Consider the following 16,668-nt stretch of genomic DNA (forward strand, 5'->3'; position numbering starts at 1 on the left):
AACTCCTGACTGAGAGGTGAAGTTATGTATGAAGTAAAATTAGATATTTTTCAGGGACCTTTAGACCTGTTACTGCACTTGATTAAAAAATATGAAATTGACATCTATGATATATCGATGAAACATCTTACTGAGCAGTACTTTAATTATATCAATTCAATGACCGAATTGGATATTAATGTGCAAAGTGAATATTTGGTCATGGCTTCAGAACTGCTGCGTATCAAAAGTAAAATGCTGCTGCCGGTTCAGACAGAAGACGTTCAGGACGACCCTCGTGATGAACTAGTGTCGCAGTTAATTGAATATCAGAACTATAAATATTATGCAGAACTTCTCGAGGAGAAAAGACAGGACCGGGATCAATTCTTCATTAAAGCACCAGCGGATTTATCTCAATATGAACGGCCGGTCAAAGAAGAACTGGAACTCTCAATCATCGATTTAATGGCAGCATATCAAAAAGCGAAGTCCAGAAAGAAATTACAGGTACCTGAAGTGACACTTGCACGTGAAACTTATACAATCCAGCAAGGAACTGATTTAATAAGAACAAAACTTGCGACTAGCAGTCTTATCTGCTTCACCGATTTGTTTACATTCAATGAATCGAAGCATCGGCTCGTGACTCTCTTTATGGCCATGCTTGAAATGATGAAGCATCAGGAAATAGTTGTCAGTCAGACAATGCAGTTCGGAGAAATAGAAATTAAAAGAGGGAAGAAAGCATGTTGAATCATGAGGATATTTTAATCGGTCTTCTTTATACCGTAGGAGACGAAGGAATCGAGCAGTTGACGCTTTCTGAAATGCTTAAAGTGACGTCTGTTGAACTGGATGATCTTATAAAAAGTTATCAATCATCTGTACTTCGTATAACAAAATATGGGAGCCGCTATTTTCTAGGGGTTGTGCCTGAGCTGAATCCTTTCATTAATCAGCTGGTGACCCATGAAGTCGAACGTAAACTGACCCAGGCATCCATGGAAACATTAGCGATCATTGCTTATAATCAGCCTGTTACAAGAAGTGATGTTGAATCGATGCGCGGTGTGAATTCAGATGGACCGGTCAAAACGCTGATTGAAAAAGGATTAATATTAACAAAACAAGAAGAAACAAGAAGTCAGCAGTTGTATACATCCGATTATTTTCTGCAAGTATTCGGAATTGAATCGTTAGATGAACTGCCATCAGACAGTACAGCAGAGAATGAACAGGAAATGGAACAGTTTTTCAAAACTATGAACGATAAAGGAGAATAACATGACCGAGCAATTTGAAAGATTACAGAAAGTCATCGCACAAAGTGGTGTCACGTCCCGCCGTAAAGCTGAAGTACTGATCACTGAAGGTAAAGTGACAGTGAATGGTGAAGTGGTCAAGACGCTTGGCACAAAAGTTAAACCGTCAGATAAGATTGAAGTGGAAGGTATACCACTTGAGAATCCGAATAAGCTGTATATTCTGTTTCACAAACCGACAAAAGTTATCACCAGCGTGTCTGATGATAAAGGACGGACAGTCGTTACCGACTTTTTCCCGCAGCTGAAAGAGAGAATATTTCCAGTCGGCCGACTCGATTATGAAACTTCAGGACTTCTGATCCTGACAAATGACGGGGAATTTGCCAATCATATGACCCATCCAAGATACAAAATGAAGAAAAAGTATGTAGCGAAGCTGAAAGGTTTTCTGCTCAGGGAACAAGTTAAAGAACTGGAAAAAGGTATTATGCTTGAAGACGGTAAAACCGCACCTGCTATTGTCAAAGTTAAGACTCAGGACCGTGAAAAAAACACAACACTTGTTGAAATCACTATTTCAGAAGGAAGAAATCGTCAAGTACGTCGAATGTTTGCACATTTCGGGCATGAAGTCGTTAAATTATCACGCATAGAATACGGCAATTTAACTTTAAAAAGTCTGAATGCAGGGGATGCCCGCGAACTATCACCTCACGAAGTCAAACAGCTCCGTCAGATGGCTCAATACAAAGGTTAAAATTCACATTGTTGCCACTCATTCTAAAAGGTTGAGTGCTATAATGGACTTAAATATGTCTGAGTAAGGAGTATATTATGTCAAAACAAGCTAAAAGCATCACACAGATTATTGTGATGCTGCTGATCGTTGCGGCGATTGGATTTATCATCTATGTCACACTCACTAAAAATCATGATAATGTGGCAAAAGTAGGAGACCAGGCACCTGAATTTCAGTTGAAGACGACTGACGGTAAAACGGTCAGATTAAGTGATTATAAAGGAAAAGGACTTATCCTTAACTTCTGGGGAACATGGTGTGAACCATGCCGTAAGGAGATGCCTGCCTTGAGTAATAATTATGATCAATACAAGGATAAAGGTGTTGAAGTGCTGGCCATTCATATTAAAAATACGCCTCAGCAGGTTGATCAGTTCTTCAGAGGGCTGGATAAAGAAGTTCATATACCTGTAGCTTTTGATAATAACAATGAAGTCTCTGATGCATTCGGTGTAGATCCGCTGCCGACGACTGTTGTTATCGATAAAACCGGCAAAATTACGGCTGTTCATGAAGGTGAAATGAGCACCAGCACTATTGAAAATTATATGAAGAGTATTACACCGTAAGTGAGGGTCTATTAATGGATGAAAAACAACTAATCTGCACATGCGGTCACGTCAATCCTCCCGGAACACAGCTGTGTCAGAACTGTGGACGGCTAATCAATGATGATTATGATAAGAAAAAAACAACAGACGTTATGCGCTATGATGGTTCTGCAGTACGAAGCAAGACAAGAAACAAAACACTGATCGATAAAATCTGGATTTTCTTCAGCTCAGTGAAAACTGGAGTGACTTTACTCGTACTGACTGTTATCGGTGCTGCGATGGGGTCATTGCTGCCGCAGCGATATTTTATTCCGGCTAATGTTGACCCGGAAACGTTCTACCAGGAGAAATATGGTTCAATCGGATATTTGTATTATAAACTCGGATTTGATAACCTCTATACATCATGGTGGTTCCTCATTTTACTTGCGCTTGTTGCATTCTCAATCATTGCAGCGAGTATTGATAGAGGTGTTCCTCTGTTTAAATCGCTGCGTAACCAGACGGTGAAGAAACATCCGACATTTCTTAAAAGACAGCGATTGACGTTAACAGATTCACATACACTGCCTTTAGAAGACGTAAAGGTAGAACTCGAAAAAAAACGTTACAAAGTAAAAATCGAGGGCAATTCACTATTGGCAGAAAAAGGACGGATCAGCCGCTATGGCCCTTATATTAACCATGCCGGACTGATTATTCTGCTGGCAGGTAGTATGCTTAGATTTATACCGGCCTTTTACTACGACGGGTCTATTGCATTGAAGGAAGGGGATACTAAAAGTGTTCCTGGTACAGAGAAACAGTATTATATCAGACATGATAAGTTCATTTTTGAGCAGTATGATCAAACAGCTCATTCGAATACAGAGTCAAAAAAAGCAGATGCAGCGCAAAATATGATCGCCAAAAATTATGAAACTAAATTGACGTTATATAAAAACAATAATGATAAAATACCCGGGGCAGAGCCTAAACTGTCAGAAATAGATAAAGGCAGCATTCGTGTTAACCATCCCTTTAAATTTGATCATTTCGAGCTTTATCAGAATAGCTTCGATCAAAGTCAGCTGAAAGAAATGATCTTTAAAGTAGTGGATAACGCTACAGGAAAAGAAACAGGAAAACAGTTCACTGTTAATCTTGATCAACCGGATACAAGCTATACCATCGCTAAAAATTTGAAGGTAAACTTAAGAAACTATGCACCTGATTTTGATAAAGTCGAAGCAAATGGAACACTGGCAACTAAGTCACCTAATACAGTTAATCCTGCTTTTGTCTTTGAAGTTGCGGAAGATGACAAAAAGGCTGAATATAGTCTTCTTAAAATCAGATCATCACAGGACATTACAGAAGGAAATAATTATTCCATTAAGTTTGTTGGCGCGACGAACCATGTACTGACATTCCTGACTGTAAAAAAAGATTTAACTTTACCGATTTTATTTATCGGTTTTTCCATCTTCCTGTTCGGATTGTTCATCGGTTCTTATATCAACCATAGAAGAATCTGGATCAATCAAGAGGATGGGATGAAACTTGCAGCACATACAAATAAAAATTATTTTGGTCTTAAAAAAGAAATCAACAGTATGTTAGACACTTATCATTTACCTGAAGTTAAGGATAAAAATGATGAATCGGAGGCTCAATCATGAATCATGATACATTACTGAATATAAGCAGTACGGCATTATACGCTGCTTTTATTCTCTATTTAATAGCGATTATCCCCTTTTCTGCCAGCATCAAAGCAAAGCGTAAAGGGAGTGAGCGGATTGCAGTTATTTTGACTACAATCGGCTTTATTATGCAGCTTGTTTACTTTATAACAAGGTGGATGGCGGCAGGACATGCACCAGTCAGCAATATGTATGAATTTTTGACGATGTTCGGCATTATGATGGTCGGAGGATTCCTGGTTATCAATGCCATCTATCATACACCGATTCTTGCTTTATTTTCATTGCCGATTGCGATGCTTGTCATCGTCTATGCAAGTATGTTCTCACGTGATGTATCGCCGTTAATTCCTGCACTGCAGAGTAACTGGCTGGCCATCCACGTTATAACTGTGACACTATCTTACGGTATTCTGTCTGTGAGTTCTGTAGCGGGTCTCATTTATCTGCTGCGTTTTGTAGACAGCACTAAAAAATCAAAGGATGCCTTCTGGCTGGAAGTCGTCATGTATTTTATTGTACTTGTCATTGCATTTATATTGACGACAGTCGTCATGAAAGGTATCGTCCATTATGAGGACAATTTCTTCTATACAGATAAAAACGGAAATGACGCAGTCGCAACTTATCATTTACCTGCCTTGATTACATTTGAAGGATCTCTGCCGGTTGATCCAAAAGGAAACAATCAATGGGAACCATCCGATCATTTTACAACTGGCATCGAAGTGCCACCAGTACTGAATGCGCAGAAGTTAACGACAGTGCTATGGTCTGTTATTATCGGTTCTATCCTTTACGGACTGATCCGACTCATCTCAAGAAGAACAATTTTTTCAATGGTTAAGCCGCTGACGAACAAAGTATCGCTTCCACTGATGGATGAAATCGGCTACCGGTCAGTTATCATTGGTTTTCCTTTATTTGCACTTGGAGGTATACTATTTGCAAGTATATGGGCTCAGATTGCCTGGAGCAGATTCTGGGGATGGGACCCTAAAGAAGTATGGGCACTGATCACGTTTCTGTTTTATGCTATCTTCCTTCACTTAAGACTTGGACGAGGCTGGGAAGGTAAAAAATCTGCATGGCTTGCCGTAGTCGGTATGGGTATCATCTTATTCAACGTAATAGCTGTTAACTTGATTATTGCCGGATTACATTCATACGCTTAGAAAAGGATGTGTCATATGAAAGAAAGAATTCTAATAGTTGACGATGAAGATAGAATAAGAAAACTTGCTAAGATGTATCTTGAACGTGAAGGATTTGAAACAGTAGAAGCAGCAGACGGAGAACAAGCACTCCAGCTGGCACTGGAAAGTAATTTCCACTGTATTTTGCTCGATATCATGCTGCCTGGTATGGATGGCCTGACAGTCTGCAGAAAGATTCGAGAAGAGAAGTCAACGCCCGTTATCATGCTGACAGCTAAAGGTGAGGAAAACAATAGAGTAGAAGGGTTTGAAATTGGTGCAGACGATTATATCGTTAAACCATTTTCACCGCGCGAAGTTGTGCTTCGTGTTAAAGCGATATTGAGACGTTCCCAAAGTTCGCTGTTTTTTCAGCACGATAATCATGCAAAGGATCTGATTGTCTTTGATACACTGGTCATCGATAATGATGCTCACCGCGTGAGCGCGGAGAATAAGGAAGTTAACTTGACCCCTAAGGAATATGAACTGCTGCTTTTCCTGGCAAAATCACCGGATAAAGTATTTGATCGTGAGCAACTATTGAAAGAAGTATGGCATTATGAGTTTTATGGTGATCTTCGCACAGTGGATACTCATGTCAAACGACTGCGGGAAAAACTGAACAAAGTGTCTCCGAAAACCGCTGAGATGATTCACACTGTATGGGGAGTCGGTTATAAATTCGAGGTTAAAGAACAATGAATCATTTAAATAGTGTGGTCATAAAACTGTGGTTAACTATCATTTTGATAGTGACTACAGTTTTAATTATATTGTCCGTGGCACTTGTCAGCTTTTTTAATGCTTACTTTATTGCTGAAACCGGTAATAATCTATATCAGAATGCGACAAAAATTGAAGAAGTTCTTATGAGCCATCATAATCAACAGGATTCACTTGATTATGCTAAGGAACTGATGGAGAATCCTGCTGGTCTGATCATTTTAAAAAGCGAAGATGATCTGAAAAAATCATATGATAATCCGTTAAAACAGGTCATGATTGATGAAGTAAAAACAAATAAAGATTACCAGGCAGTTTTCGATAAAGAAAAACATGTGACTAAAACGATCACTGTCCATTATCAGGAAGATCTGCACAGATATATACTTCTCGGATTTCCATCTCAGGCATTCGACACGAATGGTGCCATTATTTTATATCAGGACATCAATTCAATCACTGATACAATACAGTTTATTTGTCTTATTATTTTAGGGGTAACACTGCTCCTCATTTTATTGACGACTATTTTTGCTTTCTTTCTGTCGACGAGAATTACTAAACCGCTGTTACTTCTAAAAGATTCAGCATTTAAAGTTGCAAGAGGAGAACAGACTGGAAAACTAATCACGCATTCACGGGATGAAATCGGTGAACTGACAGTCGCATTTAATAAGATGGAGCATGATATTCGACAAAATATCAATTCCATTGAAGCAGAGCGAAATGTCAGAGATAAACTCATTGATGCTATGGCTGACGGAGTACTGAGCTATGAGCTTGATATTGAAACACAGCTGATCAATCCGATGGCTGAAAAATTTCTGGCACTTATCAGTGACGAGGAAAAACAGCGGTTAAAGGAAAAGTTTAAACGAGTGACGACTTTAGTACAGACTGAAAGTTATACTGCGGTACAGGATAAGCATTTTTTCGTCATCATCATCTCTCCTGTGAAAACCAATCAGAAAGTTGGGGCCGTTGCTCTTATTAGAGATATGACAGAAGAATATCAGAATGATGAAATGAAGAAAAGATTTATCGCTAATGTGTCCCATGAACTAAGAACACCGATACAGATGCTGCAGGGCTATACTGAAGCACTGCTTGATGGTATTGGGAACACAAAGGAAGAACGTGATGAATTCCTCTATATTATTCTTGACGAAAGTAAAAGGTTAAACCGAATGGTCAATGAACTGTTGAACGTGGCCCGCTATGACGCAGGAACTAATGAACTGATGATTGAAGAAGTCAATATCGAAACCCTTTTCAGTAAAGTAGCGGCAAACTTCAATCAACGGCTAATTGATAACAAAATTGAACTTAAATATGGAGTATCTCATCATTTAAACTGGATGCTTGACTATGACAAGATGATTCAAGTACTGACCAATCTAATAGATAATGCCATCAGGTATACGCATGAAGGGGACGCCATTACGCTCAAAGCATCGGTCCATCAAGAAATTCTTGAACTGACTATTCAAGATACAGGAGTCGGAATAGCAGCGGAACACCTTCCGCATATATTTGACAGATTTTACAAAGTGGAAGCGGCAAGAACGAGAGGAAACCACGGCACAGGGCTCGGCTTATTTATTGTCCAGGCTATTGTTCAGTCACATGCCGGTCATATACGAGTTGAAAGCCAGGCGGGTCAAGGAACGAAATTCATTATCACAATACCAAAACATTGATTTTTATTCTTGTTTTGATATGATAATAAATGGACTTCGGTCCAAAAATTTAATATTCATCTTCGGGGACGGTGAAATTCCGTACCGGCGGTTAAAGCCCGCGACCTGTCATTGTAATTTGATGATGGCTGATCTGGTGAAATTCCAGAGCCGACAGTAAAGTCTGGATGGGAGAAGATGGAGGGAACACATGAATATGGTCATGTTTATTTGTGCTGCAACCTCCTCATTCTCGGATGAATGTAAGGAGATTATCATGGCAAATATTCATAGAACAAAACGGCTGATTTTAATCAGTCTATTAAGTGCAATTAGTTTTGTACTGATGTTTATCAAGTTCCCGCTTCCTTTTTTACCACCTTATTTAACGATTGACTTCAGCGATATTCCAGCGCTCCTCGCTTTATTTACTGTAGGACCGGTCGGTGCCATCCTAGTCGAAGGTATCAAAAATCTTCTTAACTTTCTGATGACCCCAGGTGATCCCGTCGGACCAGCAGCAAATTTCTTAGCAGGGACTTCGTTCATTATCACGGTTTATCTGATTGCCGGCAGACAGCTCAAACACCGTCTTGTGCCAGCATTTATAGCTGCGACACTCGCGATGGCCGTAGTGATGAGTATACTGAATTACTTTGTACTTCTGCCATTGTACGGGATGATCATGAATTTAGAAGATATCGCTGCAAACTTAAAGGTGATTGTATCAGCAGGCATTATTCCGTTCAATATCATTAAAGGACTGCTTTTGTCACTAATTTTTATGCTGCTCAGCAAACCGTTACTGCCAATCTTAAAGAACCGTTTCTAAATAATCTATAAAATTAATCAATTCAATAACATGACATAAGGACCGGCTGATGTCGGTTCTTTTTATATGGAAATTTAATCTTGCATTCTACTGATTAATTGTTTATTATATATCTTATTAAGTCCATCGGAATTGTAGGAGGTTATAAAATTGGTCTGGATGATTATCAGTGGTTTAATCGTAGGAAGTATGCTCGGGTTCGTGATGCAGCGGACTCGGTTCTGTCTGACGGGCGGCTTCAGAGATATGTACGTACAAAAAAACAATAAAATGTTCTATGCATTATTAATAGCAATCACTATTCAGAGTATAGGGCTTTTAATATTATCTGTGACCGGAGTGTTTAAAATAACATATGAACCCTTTCCAATTGTAGGAACGATAATCGGTTCATTTATTTTCGGAATTGGAATTATTCTTGCAGGAGGTTGTGCGACAGGTACTTGGTACCGCGCAGGAGAGGGTTTAATTGGCAGCTGGATTGCGCTGTTCATGTATGCTCTTGGTGCTTCGGCAACAAAATTCGGTTTTCTGAAACCCATCAGCGAGAGTATTAACAGTAAAACTCTAGCGAATTCTAGCATGACTGAAACGACCGGTATTCCCTTCTGGGTTTTTGTAGTTGTTCTGTCAGCAGTCACTTTGTTCTTGGTGAATAGAACATTAAGTAAAAAGAAAATGATGGCAGTCCCCCAACTGAAGCAGCGTTTTACCGGTATCAAACATTACTTATTCGAAAAAAGATATCACACATTTGCTGCAGCGATAATTATCGGTCTGATTGCACTGCTTGCCTGGCCGATGAGTATTTCTACAGGTAGAGAAGGTGGACTTGGCATCACCACACCTTCAGCAAAATTAGTTCAGTTTATTACAACAGGTGATACTGCAATACTTGACTGGGGTGTCTTCCTGGTACTTGGAATTTTTGTCGGCTCATATATGGCAGCCAAGGGATCACGGGAGTTCAAATGGCGACTGCCGGATATTAAAACTATCAAAAATAGCGTCATCGGTGGATTGTTTATGGGCTTTGGTGCATCGCTTGCAGGCGGCTGTTCTATAGGTAATGGGCTGGTAGCAACAGCTACCATGTCGTGGCAGGGATGGATTTCACTTGTGTTTATGATATTTGGATCTTGGTTTATGAGTTATTTTGTATTTGTCAGACCAATGCAGCAATATAAAAAATCTGCAAAAACATCAGCAGTGACACAGACTGCTTAAAATTCAGGAGGATTAATTATGGTACATGAGTTAGGAACTGTTGGGATGGTCTGTCCGTTTCCTTTAATTGAAGCACAGAAAAAAATGGAGACACTTGCACCAGGCGAAGAACTTAAAATAGATTTTGACTGCACTCAGGCGACAGAAGCAATTCCGAACTGGGCAGCGGATAACAATTATCCGGTGACGAATTACGAACAGCTGGACGATGCATCGTGGTCAATCACTGTACAGAAAGCTTAATAAGACTAAAACGGCTGGAATTTTAAATTCCAGCCGTTTTTATAATGAGTTATTCAAATTTAAGTGCATCTCCATCAAAGGACTCGTCTGCTACTTTGATAGAATCTGTTGGACACCCTTCAAATGCATCAATCATATCTTCTTCAAGCTCTTCTGGTACTTCCTGAATTCCTTTGTTGTCATCGAGAATGACAAACGCAATACCTTCGTCATCGTAGTCGTATATATCGGGCGCAGCGGCACCACAAGCACCACATGCGATACATGTATCCATATCGACAATCGTATATTTACCTGCCAAACTATTCGCCTCCTTACTTAAAAGTGCTACACTATCAGTACATACTTATTTTAGAGATTCATTTCTTATTTTTCAACTTATATTATTTGGAGGAGTAAATGAATTCTATATTAACACTTGCAAAAATGAAGAAATTTCAATCAAAAACCGATAAAAGCTTTACTAATATTTTAACAGGCTACAAATCCCATCAGACTTATTTTGATGCTTTAATGCAAGGACTGCTGCCTTTTTATAATTGTTTTCCTCATGGACTAAAGTCTGACGACGAATCACATATAGTTATAAGGGATCATCAGTTCTATCCTTATTTCTATGATTCATCACAACTGACATTCCAGAGTTTAAGACTGCTTACTCAAAGCTTATCAGCTAAAACTCTTCAGCTTCCAAGTTTTTATCCAGTGACGAATCATCTGTTTGTTCAGCAGCAAGTAAGACAGTGTTTCATACTTTATAAAGACAATCCTGAAATATTCAGGAATGACCTGGTTAATCTTTATCAATCAGTGGAGAAATGTCTCGGAACTTGTTATAGTTATTTACTGCTGCCGGACGGTTCAGGTCAGCATTTCAGTAAAAGTGATATCTTGATAGAGTGTGGAATTACAGAAGATGAAATCGATTTAGCGCTCCTTAAAGAATACAATGTTATCACAGCGATGATCAGACAGCACCCGAAACTATCCGGATTGTATATTAGAATACCGCTTCATAGTGCAAGTGAAAAGACATCTACTCTCCTTGAGCAGCGATATACTGTTGAGCGGATGGCTGCTATCCGTCACGTTAAACAACATACAATAGAAGATCATTTAATTGAGATGATGATCAAAGATTATGCATTTGACTGGAAGCAGTTTATCAGCGAATCGGAAGTAGTAGAAATAAGACAGCTGTATAGACTACATAAGTTCGAGAAACTAAAGCCTTATTATGAGAATTCCAGCATCGATAGTTATTTCAAGATTAAACTGGCTTTATGTCTTGTCATAAAGGAGGCGTATGATGAAGCAGGAGCAAATACTTAGTGATGTATTTGGATTTGAAGGTTTGAGGTCTGGTCAGAAGGAGATTATAGAGCTTGCGAACAGAGGGTGTGACATATTAGCGCTGCTGTCAACCGGCGCAGGAAAGTCATTATGTTATCAGCTGCCTGTTCTCAATGTGAACGGGCGTGCTTTAGTCATTACTCCGCTTGTTTCTCTTATGGAAGACCAGGTGGCTGAACTTAAACGACTGAAAATTAAAGCGGTGTGTATTCATAGTCATCTTGATATACGTGAAAAGCGCATGATTTTAAGACAGCTCAACCGGTATCACTTTATCTTTTGTTCACCGGAATGGCTTGCTACAGACAGAGCACGTTCTATTATTTCTAATATGCAGTTCACTCATATCGTCATCGATGAGGCACACTGTATATCAGAATGGGGATATGATTTCAGGCCGCACTACTTGCTGCTTAATGAGCTGCTGGATTATTATTCTGAAGCTCAGGTGATTGCTTTGACAGCTACTGCCAATGATAAGACGATTCATGATATTCAGCATCTTCTTAATCGCAGATTGACTGTTATCGATCATCGAACAGCCAGAGATAATATTTTTTTGAAAGTGATGCCAGTACATACTTCACATAAAGTGGAAAAATTGATGCAACTTCTGCCAGCATCAGGACCTGCGATTATTTATTTTTCTTCTAAGAAGATGTGTGATGATGTTCAGCAGCAGCTGCTCAGTTCCGGCTTTAAAGGAATGACATATCATGCAGATATGAGTTACGAAGAGAGGATGAGTGTGCAACTGTCATTTCAAAATGATACGATCCAGTTTGTCTGCGCGACGAGTGCGTTCGGTATGGGAATCAACAAGAAGAACATTCGGACGATTATCCATTATCACGTTCCAAAATCAATTTTTCAATATGTACAAGAGATAGGACGAGCAGGGCGAGACGGAGAGCAGTCACAGGCCATACTGCTCTATCATCCGGAAGATTTAAACATCGCTTTTAAATTTCTTGAAGAAGATCGATTGACAGAAGAAGACCTTAAATTCTACAAGGAAGGTGTTCAGCTGCCTGATGAAAAGAAGGAATTCATCCATATTCTACTCAGAAGATTTTCTGTGAGTGTATTGAGACAGTTGTTAAATGATGAAACAGCAGCAAAATATAATGCTGTGAAGGCTATGATAAATTACGGGACCGCTAAACACTGTCTAAGCAGTCAGCTTTATGACTACGAGGGAACGTGTGAGCATTGTGAAGTCTGTCAAGGCACGCATGACTTTGAGTTTAAAACTATCGTGAAGGAAAAACGTTCCGTTCTTTTCGAAGAATACATTAATTCTTTATTTAAGTTTGACTAGTGCTTTACTAATAAGCGTTTCATTGTCTATAATAAATAATATATTTGAATAATTTATAAGCAGGTGAATTTATGTCAAAAGATGATTTTAGAGATGAATTTGAAAAAAGTAAGCAGCCGGTTGAAAGACAGGAAGAAGTAACAGAAGTACCAGTATCAGATGATACCGTAAACAGTGAGAATGTAGAAACAAATGAATCGCAGGAGTTTCCACCTCGAGGTGTTTCAAGAAGAAATCGCTCTGCTGAAAGACGTCGTCGTTCGGAAGATCATAACGATGAAACTGAAGAAGAGACTGGTAGTGAAAAGCGTCGCAAACGATCTATCATTGCTTCAGGTGTAGGCAGTTCAGCAGTAGGAAACGCTACACGTAAGAACGATGAAGATGACAGTGAACATGTCAGCCGTACGACGTATGTTGCCGGTGGAGCAGCAGCAGGTACTGTTGCTGCAGCGTCAGCACATGATGCCGAGGCTGAAGAAGTAGATTCAGATGAACATGATGATGACTACTATGAAGATCACAAGACAAGCAATAAATGGATCCCGTTACTTGCTGCTTTATTAATTTTGATTCCTATCATCTTGCTGGTAGGGATGTATATTAACAATCAGATTAATGGTCCTGACAAAGATAACAATGTGGCAGTGACTGACAGCAAAGATAAATCAACTGAAGAAAATAAAAAATCAGCGGACGATAAAAATGATGCGGCGACCACTGAGAAGAAATCAACTGAAGAAAAAACAACAGAAGAAAAGACTGCTGCATCAACTGAAGAAAGTACTTCTGAAGATACAACGACTGAAGTACCTTCAACTGAAAGTGCAGCAACAGAAGCACCAACATCAGAAGAACCTTCTACTGAAAAAGACAGTAATAACACTGTTGGTACCACACACGTAGTAGGCTCTAATGAAAACTTATACCGTATTGCTATTAAGTATTACGGCAATGGATCAGCAGAAAATGTTGAAAAAATTAGAAGAGCTAATGGTATTACGGGAAATGAAATTGGCGCAGGTCAAACATTAGTGATACCTAAGTAATTTTTATGTGTTTTAAACAAGGGGGATATCCATGTATTTAAAGACAATAATGATACCAAAAGGAAAATGTTACGTAGCAAGTCCGGACGATTCAGTGAAATCAGTACTCGACAAACTTGAGCACTATGGAATTGACGGAATGCCGGTAGTCGGCACAGGAAGTTATTACGGGACAGCGACACAGTTTGATATTTTCAGACACTTTTTCTTCATGAAAGAAAGAAAAGAAAGAGAAGATTTTCTTGATAATACGAAGATAAAAGATATTCTGGCAATTGATAAGTATAGTGTGAAAGATGACTCGTTATTTGAAGAATCGTTCTTATCTCTTCAGGATTTCCCTATTTTGAGCATTATCAATAATCGAAATGAATTTCTTGGTGTGGTGACACGATTTGATGTAATGGAGCAGTTCAAGAGCGCATTCGGTATGAATCGTAAAGGGGTCCGTATTGCGATTACATCTATCGATGCAGAAGGTCGAATTAAACGGCTCGCACAGGCGATGCAGAAATTCAAACTAAATGCTATTTCATTTGTAACATTTGATGAGACAGATAAAATGCATCGTCGTATGATCATTAAAGTTGAATCAGACAAAGACCTTAAGAAATTTACAAAATATTTGACGAATCATGGATTTAAAATTCTAGATATTCAACAAGACTAAGGGGCTCGCTTTGAGCTTCTTTTTTTTAGGAAGGTGTAGACATTGACATATATTGAAAGCATTATCATCGGCGCTGGTCCCTGTGGTTTATCTGCTGCGATTGAGCAGAAGAAACAAGGCATTGAGACGTTGATTATTGAAAAAGGAAATGTCGTCCAGGCGATATATAATTATCCGACGCATCAAACATTTTTCTCTTCAAGCGAGAAACTGGGAATCGGTGATGTCCCGTTTATAGTTGAAGAACATAAGCCGAGAAGGAATCAAGCGTTAGTCTATTATCGCTCAGTAGTTAAATTTTATGACTTGACTATTAATACAGATGAAACAGTACTTTCAGTGACATCAGACTCTGAAGGGTTTAAACTCGAAACGAATAAAACAACTTATCAGTGTAAATATCTGACTATAGCGACTGGTTACTATGGTCAGCCAAATGTACTTGAAGTGACAGGTTCAGACCTTCCAAAAGTTCACCACTACTTTAAAGAAGCTCATCCTTATTTTAATAAGAAAGTACTGATAATAGGGGGTAAAAATTCAGCTGTAGATGCGGCGATAGAACTTGAAAAGGCCGGAGCTGAGGTAACTGTCATCTACCGCGGATCCGAGTATTCAACGAGTATTAAACCGTGGATTCTTCCGGTGTTTGATTCACTAGTCAGAAATGAAAAAATCGATATGCATTTTAACGCAGCGATAGAGCAGATAGCTGAAGATTATGTCGTCTTCTCTGTAGATGGAGAAACGATGAAACTTAACAATGATCATGTATTTGCAATGATCGGCTACCACCCGGACTACTCTTTTCTTGAATCAGCAGGTATTAAGCTCATCACGAACGATTATGGCACGGCTCCATACTATGATAGAGAAACGATGGAGACCAATGTACCAAATTTATTTATCGCAGGTGTCATAGCAGCAGGCAATGATGCCAACACAATCTTTATAGAAAATGGGAAGTTTCATGGTGGCATGATAGCGGAGACGATTATACAGAGAAAGAATCAGTAGATTTTAAGATTTTAGTTGACCCGTCTTATTGAGAGATGGTCAATTGGGACACGATAAGGGGACAGCATGCAGTCAATAGCGCATACTGTCCCCATTTAGCAGGTTACTTGCTGAAATATTCTTTTAATCTTTCACCATACAGGCCATTACTCAGAGCGACGATAAGCTTCAGTCTGGCTTTCTGACCATTCAGACCATTGGAGAAGATAACACCTTTTTGGTGAAGCTCATAACCACCGCCTTCATACTGGTAGTTATTGCTGACTATACCATTAAAGCAGCGTGAAACAAGAACGACAGGAATGTGATTATCAAGCAGCAGTTCTAATCCTTCCATGGCGCTAGGAGGAAGATTTCCTTGTCCTAACGCTTCTATAATGACTCCGTTATACTGTGCTTCATTAAAGAAATTAAGCAGGGACGCATCTAAGTCTGAGTGTGCTTTAATCAGGCCGACTTTGACTGATTCATCAACTTTTACTAACGGCTGGTTAATTACAGGTAAATGGTGAAAATATATATTATTCTTAGTGATAATTCCGAGCGGTCCATAGTTTGGACTTTGAAAAGTACTTGTATTTGATGTATGTGTTTTCGTCACGTTTTTTGCGCTATGAATTTCATCGTTAAAAACGACAAGAACACCTTTTCCTTTGGCATAATTATCACAGGCGGTCCGTATAGCTGCAATGTAGTTATAGAGCCCGTCTGCGCCAATTTCGTTAGACGAACGCATCGCACCGGTTAATATGACCGGAATAGAGACATTGAGTGTTAGATCAAGAAAATAGGCCGTTTCTTCAAGAGTATCAGTACCATGAGTAATAACTACACCATCAAAGTTCTCTTCGTTGATATGTGAAATAATTGTTTTTCTGAGCAGGTTCATATGATGAAGTGTCATATGAGGTGAGGGGATCTGAAACGGATTCACTTCTGTTATATCTGCAAGGTGGTGAACTGTTGCTATATCTGACACTGGATTTTCAGTATTCGTTGTGACATATCCTTCTTTGTTTTCTGACATACTGATGGTGCCTCCGGTATGGAGCACTAATATTTTTTTCATG

General features: G+C 39.2%; 18 protein-coding genes and 1 riboswitch. Of the genes, 16 read left to right on the top strand and 2 right to left on the bottom strand.

Annotated elements, in window-relative coordinates; all coding sequences use genetic code 11:
* Positions 1-24 precede the first annotated feature (24 nt).
* The 11 genes from ERX29_RS00895 to ERX29_RS00945 all read left to right on the top strand — a co-directional run bounded on the left by ERX29_RS00895 (position 25) and on the right by ERX29_RS00945 (position 10,188).
* Positions 25-735, top strand: coding sequence for a segregation and condensation protein A (locus tag ERX29_RS00895; protein ID WP_133442793.1), 711 nt, complete (start codon positions 25-27; stop codon positions 733-735).
* Positions 729-1,265, top strand: coding sequence for an SMC-Scp complex subunit ScpB (scpB, locus tag ERX29_RS00900; RefSeq protein WP_133442794.1), 537 nt, complete (start codon positions 729-731; stop codon positions 1,263-1,265). The genes ERX29_RS00895 and scpB overlap by 7 nt, the downstream gene beginning before the upstream one ends.
* A gap of 1 nt (position 1,266) precedes the next feature.
* The gene (locus ERX29_RS00905; RefSeq protein ID WP_133442795.1) at positions 1,267-2,004 is read left to right on the top strand and encodes a pseudouridine synthase; all 738 of its coding nucleotides are present in this window, start codon (positions 1,267-1,269) and stop codon (positions 2,002-2,004) included.
* A 77-nt stretch (positions 2,005-2,081) separates the two neighbouring features.
* Positions 2,082-2,615 (top strand): thiol-disulfide oxidoreductase ResA, encoded by a 534-nt coding sequence (resA, locus tag ERX29_RS00910; RefSeq protein ID WP_133442796.1) that lies wholly within the window; start codon positions 2,082-2,084, stop codon positions 2,613-2,615.
* 14 nt (positions 2,616-2,629) lie between these two features.
* Positions 2,630-4,261 carry a cytochrome c biogenesis protein ResB gene (gene resB / locus ERX29_RS00915; protein ID WP_133442797.1) on the top strand — a complete coding sequence of 544 codons (1,632 nt, stop codon included), beginning with the start codon at positions 2,630-2,632 and terminating at the stop codon, positions 4,259-4,261.
* Positions 4,258-5,460, top strand: coding sequence for a c-type cytochrome biogenesis protein CcsB (gene ccsB / locus ERX29_RS00920; RefSeq protein WP_133442798.1), 1,203 nt, complete (start codon positions 4,258-4,260; stop codon positions 5,458-5,460). The genes resB and ccsB overlap by 4 nt, the downstream gene beginning before the upstream one ends.
* Positions 5,461-5,475: 15 nt before the next feature.
* Entirely contained in the window at positions 5,476-6,186 is a 711-nt protein-coding gene (locus ERX29_RS00925; protein WP_133442799.1) for a response regulator transcription factor, read from the top strand.
* Positions 6,187-6,236: 50 nt separating this feature from the next.
* On the top strand, positions 6,237-7,907 hold the full coding sequence (locus tag ERX29_RS00930; RefSeq protein ID WP_243719917.1) for an ATP-binding protein: 1,671 nt from the start codon (positions 6,237-6,239) through the stop codon (positions 7,905-7,907).
* Between the two features lie 54 nt (positions 7,908-7,961).
* Positions 7,962-8,090, top strand: a riboswitch (FMN riboswitch).
* An 82-nt stretch (positions 8,091-8,172) separates the two neighbouring features.
* Positions 8,173-8,718, top strand: coding sequence for an ECF transporter S component (locus tag ERX29_RS00935; protein WP_243719930.1), 546 nt, complete (start codon positions 8,173-8,175; stop codon positions 8,716-8,718).
* Positions 8,719-8,877: 159 nt separating this feature from the next.
* Positions 8,878-9,945, top strand: coding sequence for a YeeE/YedE family protein (locus tag ERX29_RS00940; protein WP_207999141.1), 1,068 nt, complete (start codon positions 8,878-8,880; stop codon positions 9,943-9,945).
* Positions 9,946-9,963: 18 nt separating this feature from the next.
* Positions 9,964-10,188 carry a sulfurtransferase TusA family protein gene (locus tag ERX29_RS00945; RefSeq protein WP_133442803.1) on the top strand — a complete coding sequence of 75 codons (225 nt, stop codon included), beginning with the start codon at positions 9,964-9,966 and terminating at the stop codon, positions 10,186-10,188.
* A 49-nt stretch (positions 10,189-10,237) separates the two neighbouring features.
* On the opposite strand, the gene ERX29_RS00950 is transcribed toward ERX29_RS00945, so the two are convergent.
* A complete protein-coding gene (locus ERX29_RS00950) occupies positions 10,238-10,462 on the bottom strand; it encodes a ferredoxin (protein WP_133442917.1) in 225 nt (74 codons plus the stop codon).
* 125 nt (positions 10,463-10,587) lie between these two features.
* Here ERX29_RS00950 and ERX29_RS00955 point away from each other — a divergent pair, with 125 nt between their 5' ends.
* From ERX29_RS00955 to ERX29_RS00975, 5 genes are all read left to right on the top strand, one after another.
* Positions 10,588-11,520: a helix-turn-helix domain-containing protein gene (locus ERX29_RS00955; RefSeq protein WP_133442804.1), complete on the top strand. Its 933-nt coding sequence runs from the start codon at positions 10,588-10,590 to the stop codon at positions 11,518-11,520.
* The gene (locus tag ERX29_RS00960) at positions 11,498-12,862 is read left to right on the top strand and encodes a RecQ family ATP-dependent DNA helicase (protein WP_165981016.1); all 1,365 of its coding nucleotides are present in this window, start codon (positions 11,498-11,500) and stop codon (positions 12,860-12,862) included. Before ERX29_RS00955 ends, ERX29_RS00960 begins: the two co-directional genes overlap by 23 nt.
* 71 nt (positions 12,863-12,933) lie before the next feature.
* On the top strand, positions 12,934-13,911 hold the full coding sequence (locus ERX29_RS00965; RefSeq protein ID WP_133442806.1) for a LysM peptidoglycan-binding domain-containing protein: 978 nt from the start codon (positions 12,934-12,936) through the stop codon (positions 13,909-13,911).
* A gap of 49 nt (positions 13,912-13,960) precedes the next feature.
* Positions 13,961-14,581, top strand: a complete 621-nt coding sequence (locus ERX29_RS00970; protein ID WP_243719918.1) for a CBS domain-containing protein — start codon at positions 13,961-13,963, stop codon at positions 14,579-14,581.
* Positions 14,582-14,623: 42 nt separating this feature from the next.
* Positions 14,624-15,598, top strand: a complete 975-nt coding sequence (locus tag ERX29_RS00975; RefSeq protein ID WP_133442808.1) for a YpdA family putative bacillithiol disulfide reductase — start codon at positions 14,624-14,626, stop codon at positions 15,596-15,598.
* Between the two features lie 103 nt (positions 15,599-15,701).
* On the opposite strand, the gene ERX29_RS00980 is transcribed toward ERX29_RS00975, so the two are convergent.
* Positions 15,702-16,667, bottom strand: a complete 966-nt coding sequence (locus ERX29_RS00980; RefSeq protein WP_133442809.1) for an asparaginase — start codon at positions 16,665-16,667, stop codon at positions 15,702-15,704.
* Position 16,668 lies beyond the last annotated feature (1 nt).

This window comes from Macrococcus lamae, assembly GCF_004359545.1.
Classification (GTDB): Bacteria; Bacillota; Bacilli; order Staphylococcales; family Staphylococcaceae; genus Macrococcus; species Macrococcus lamae.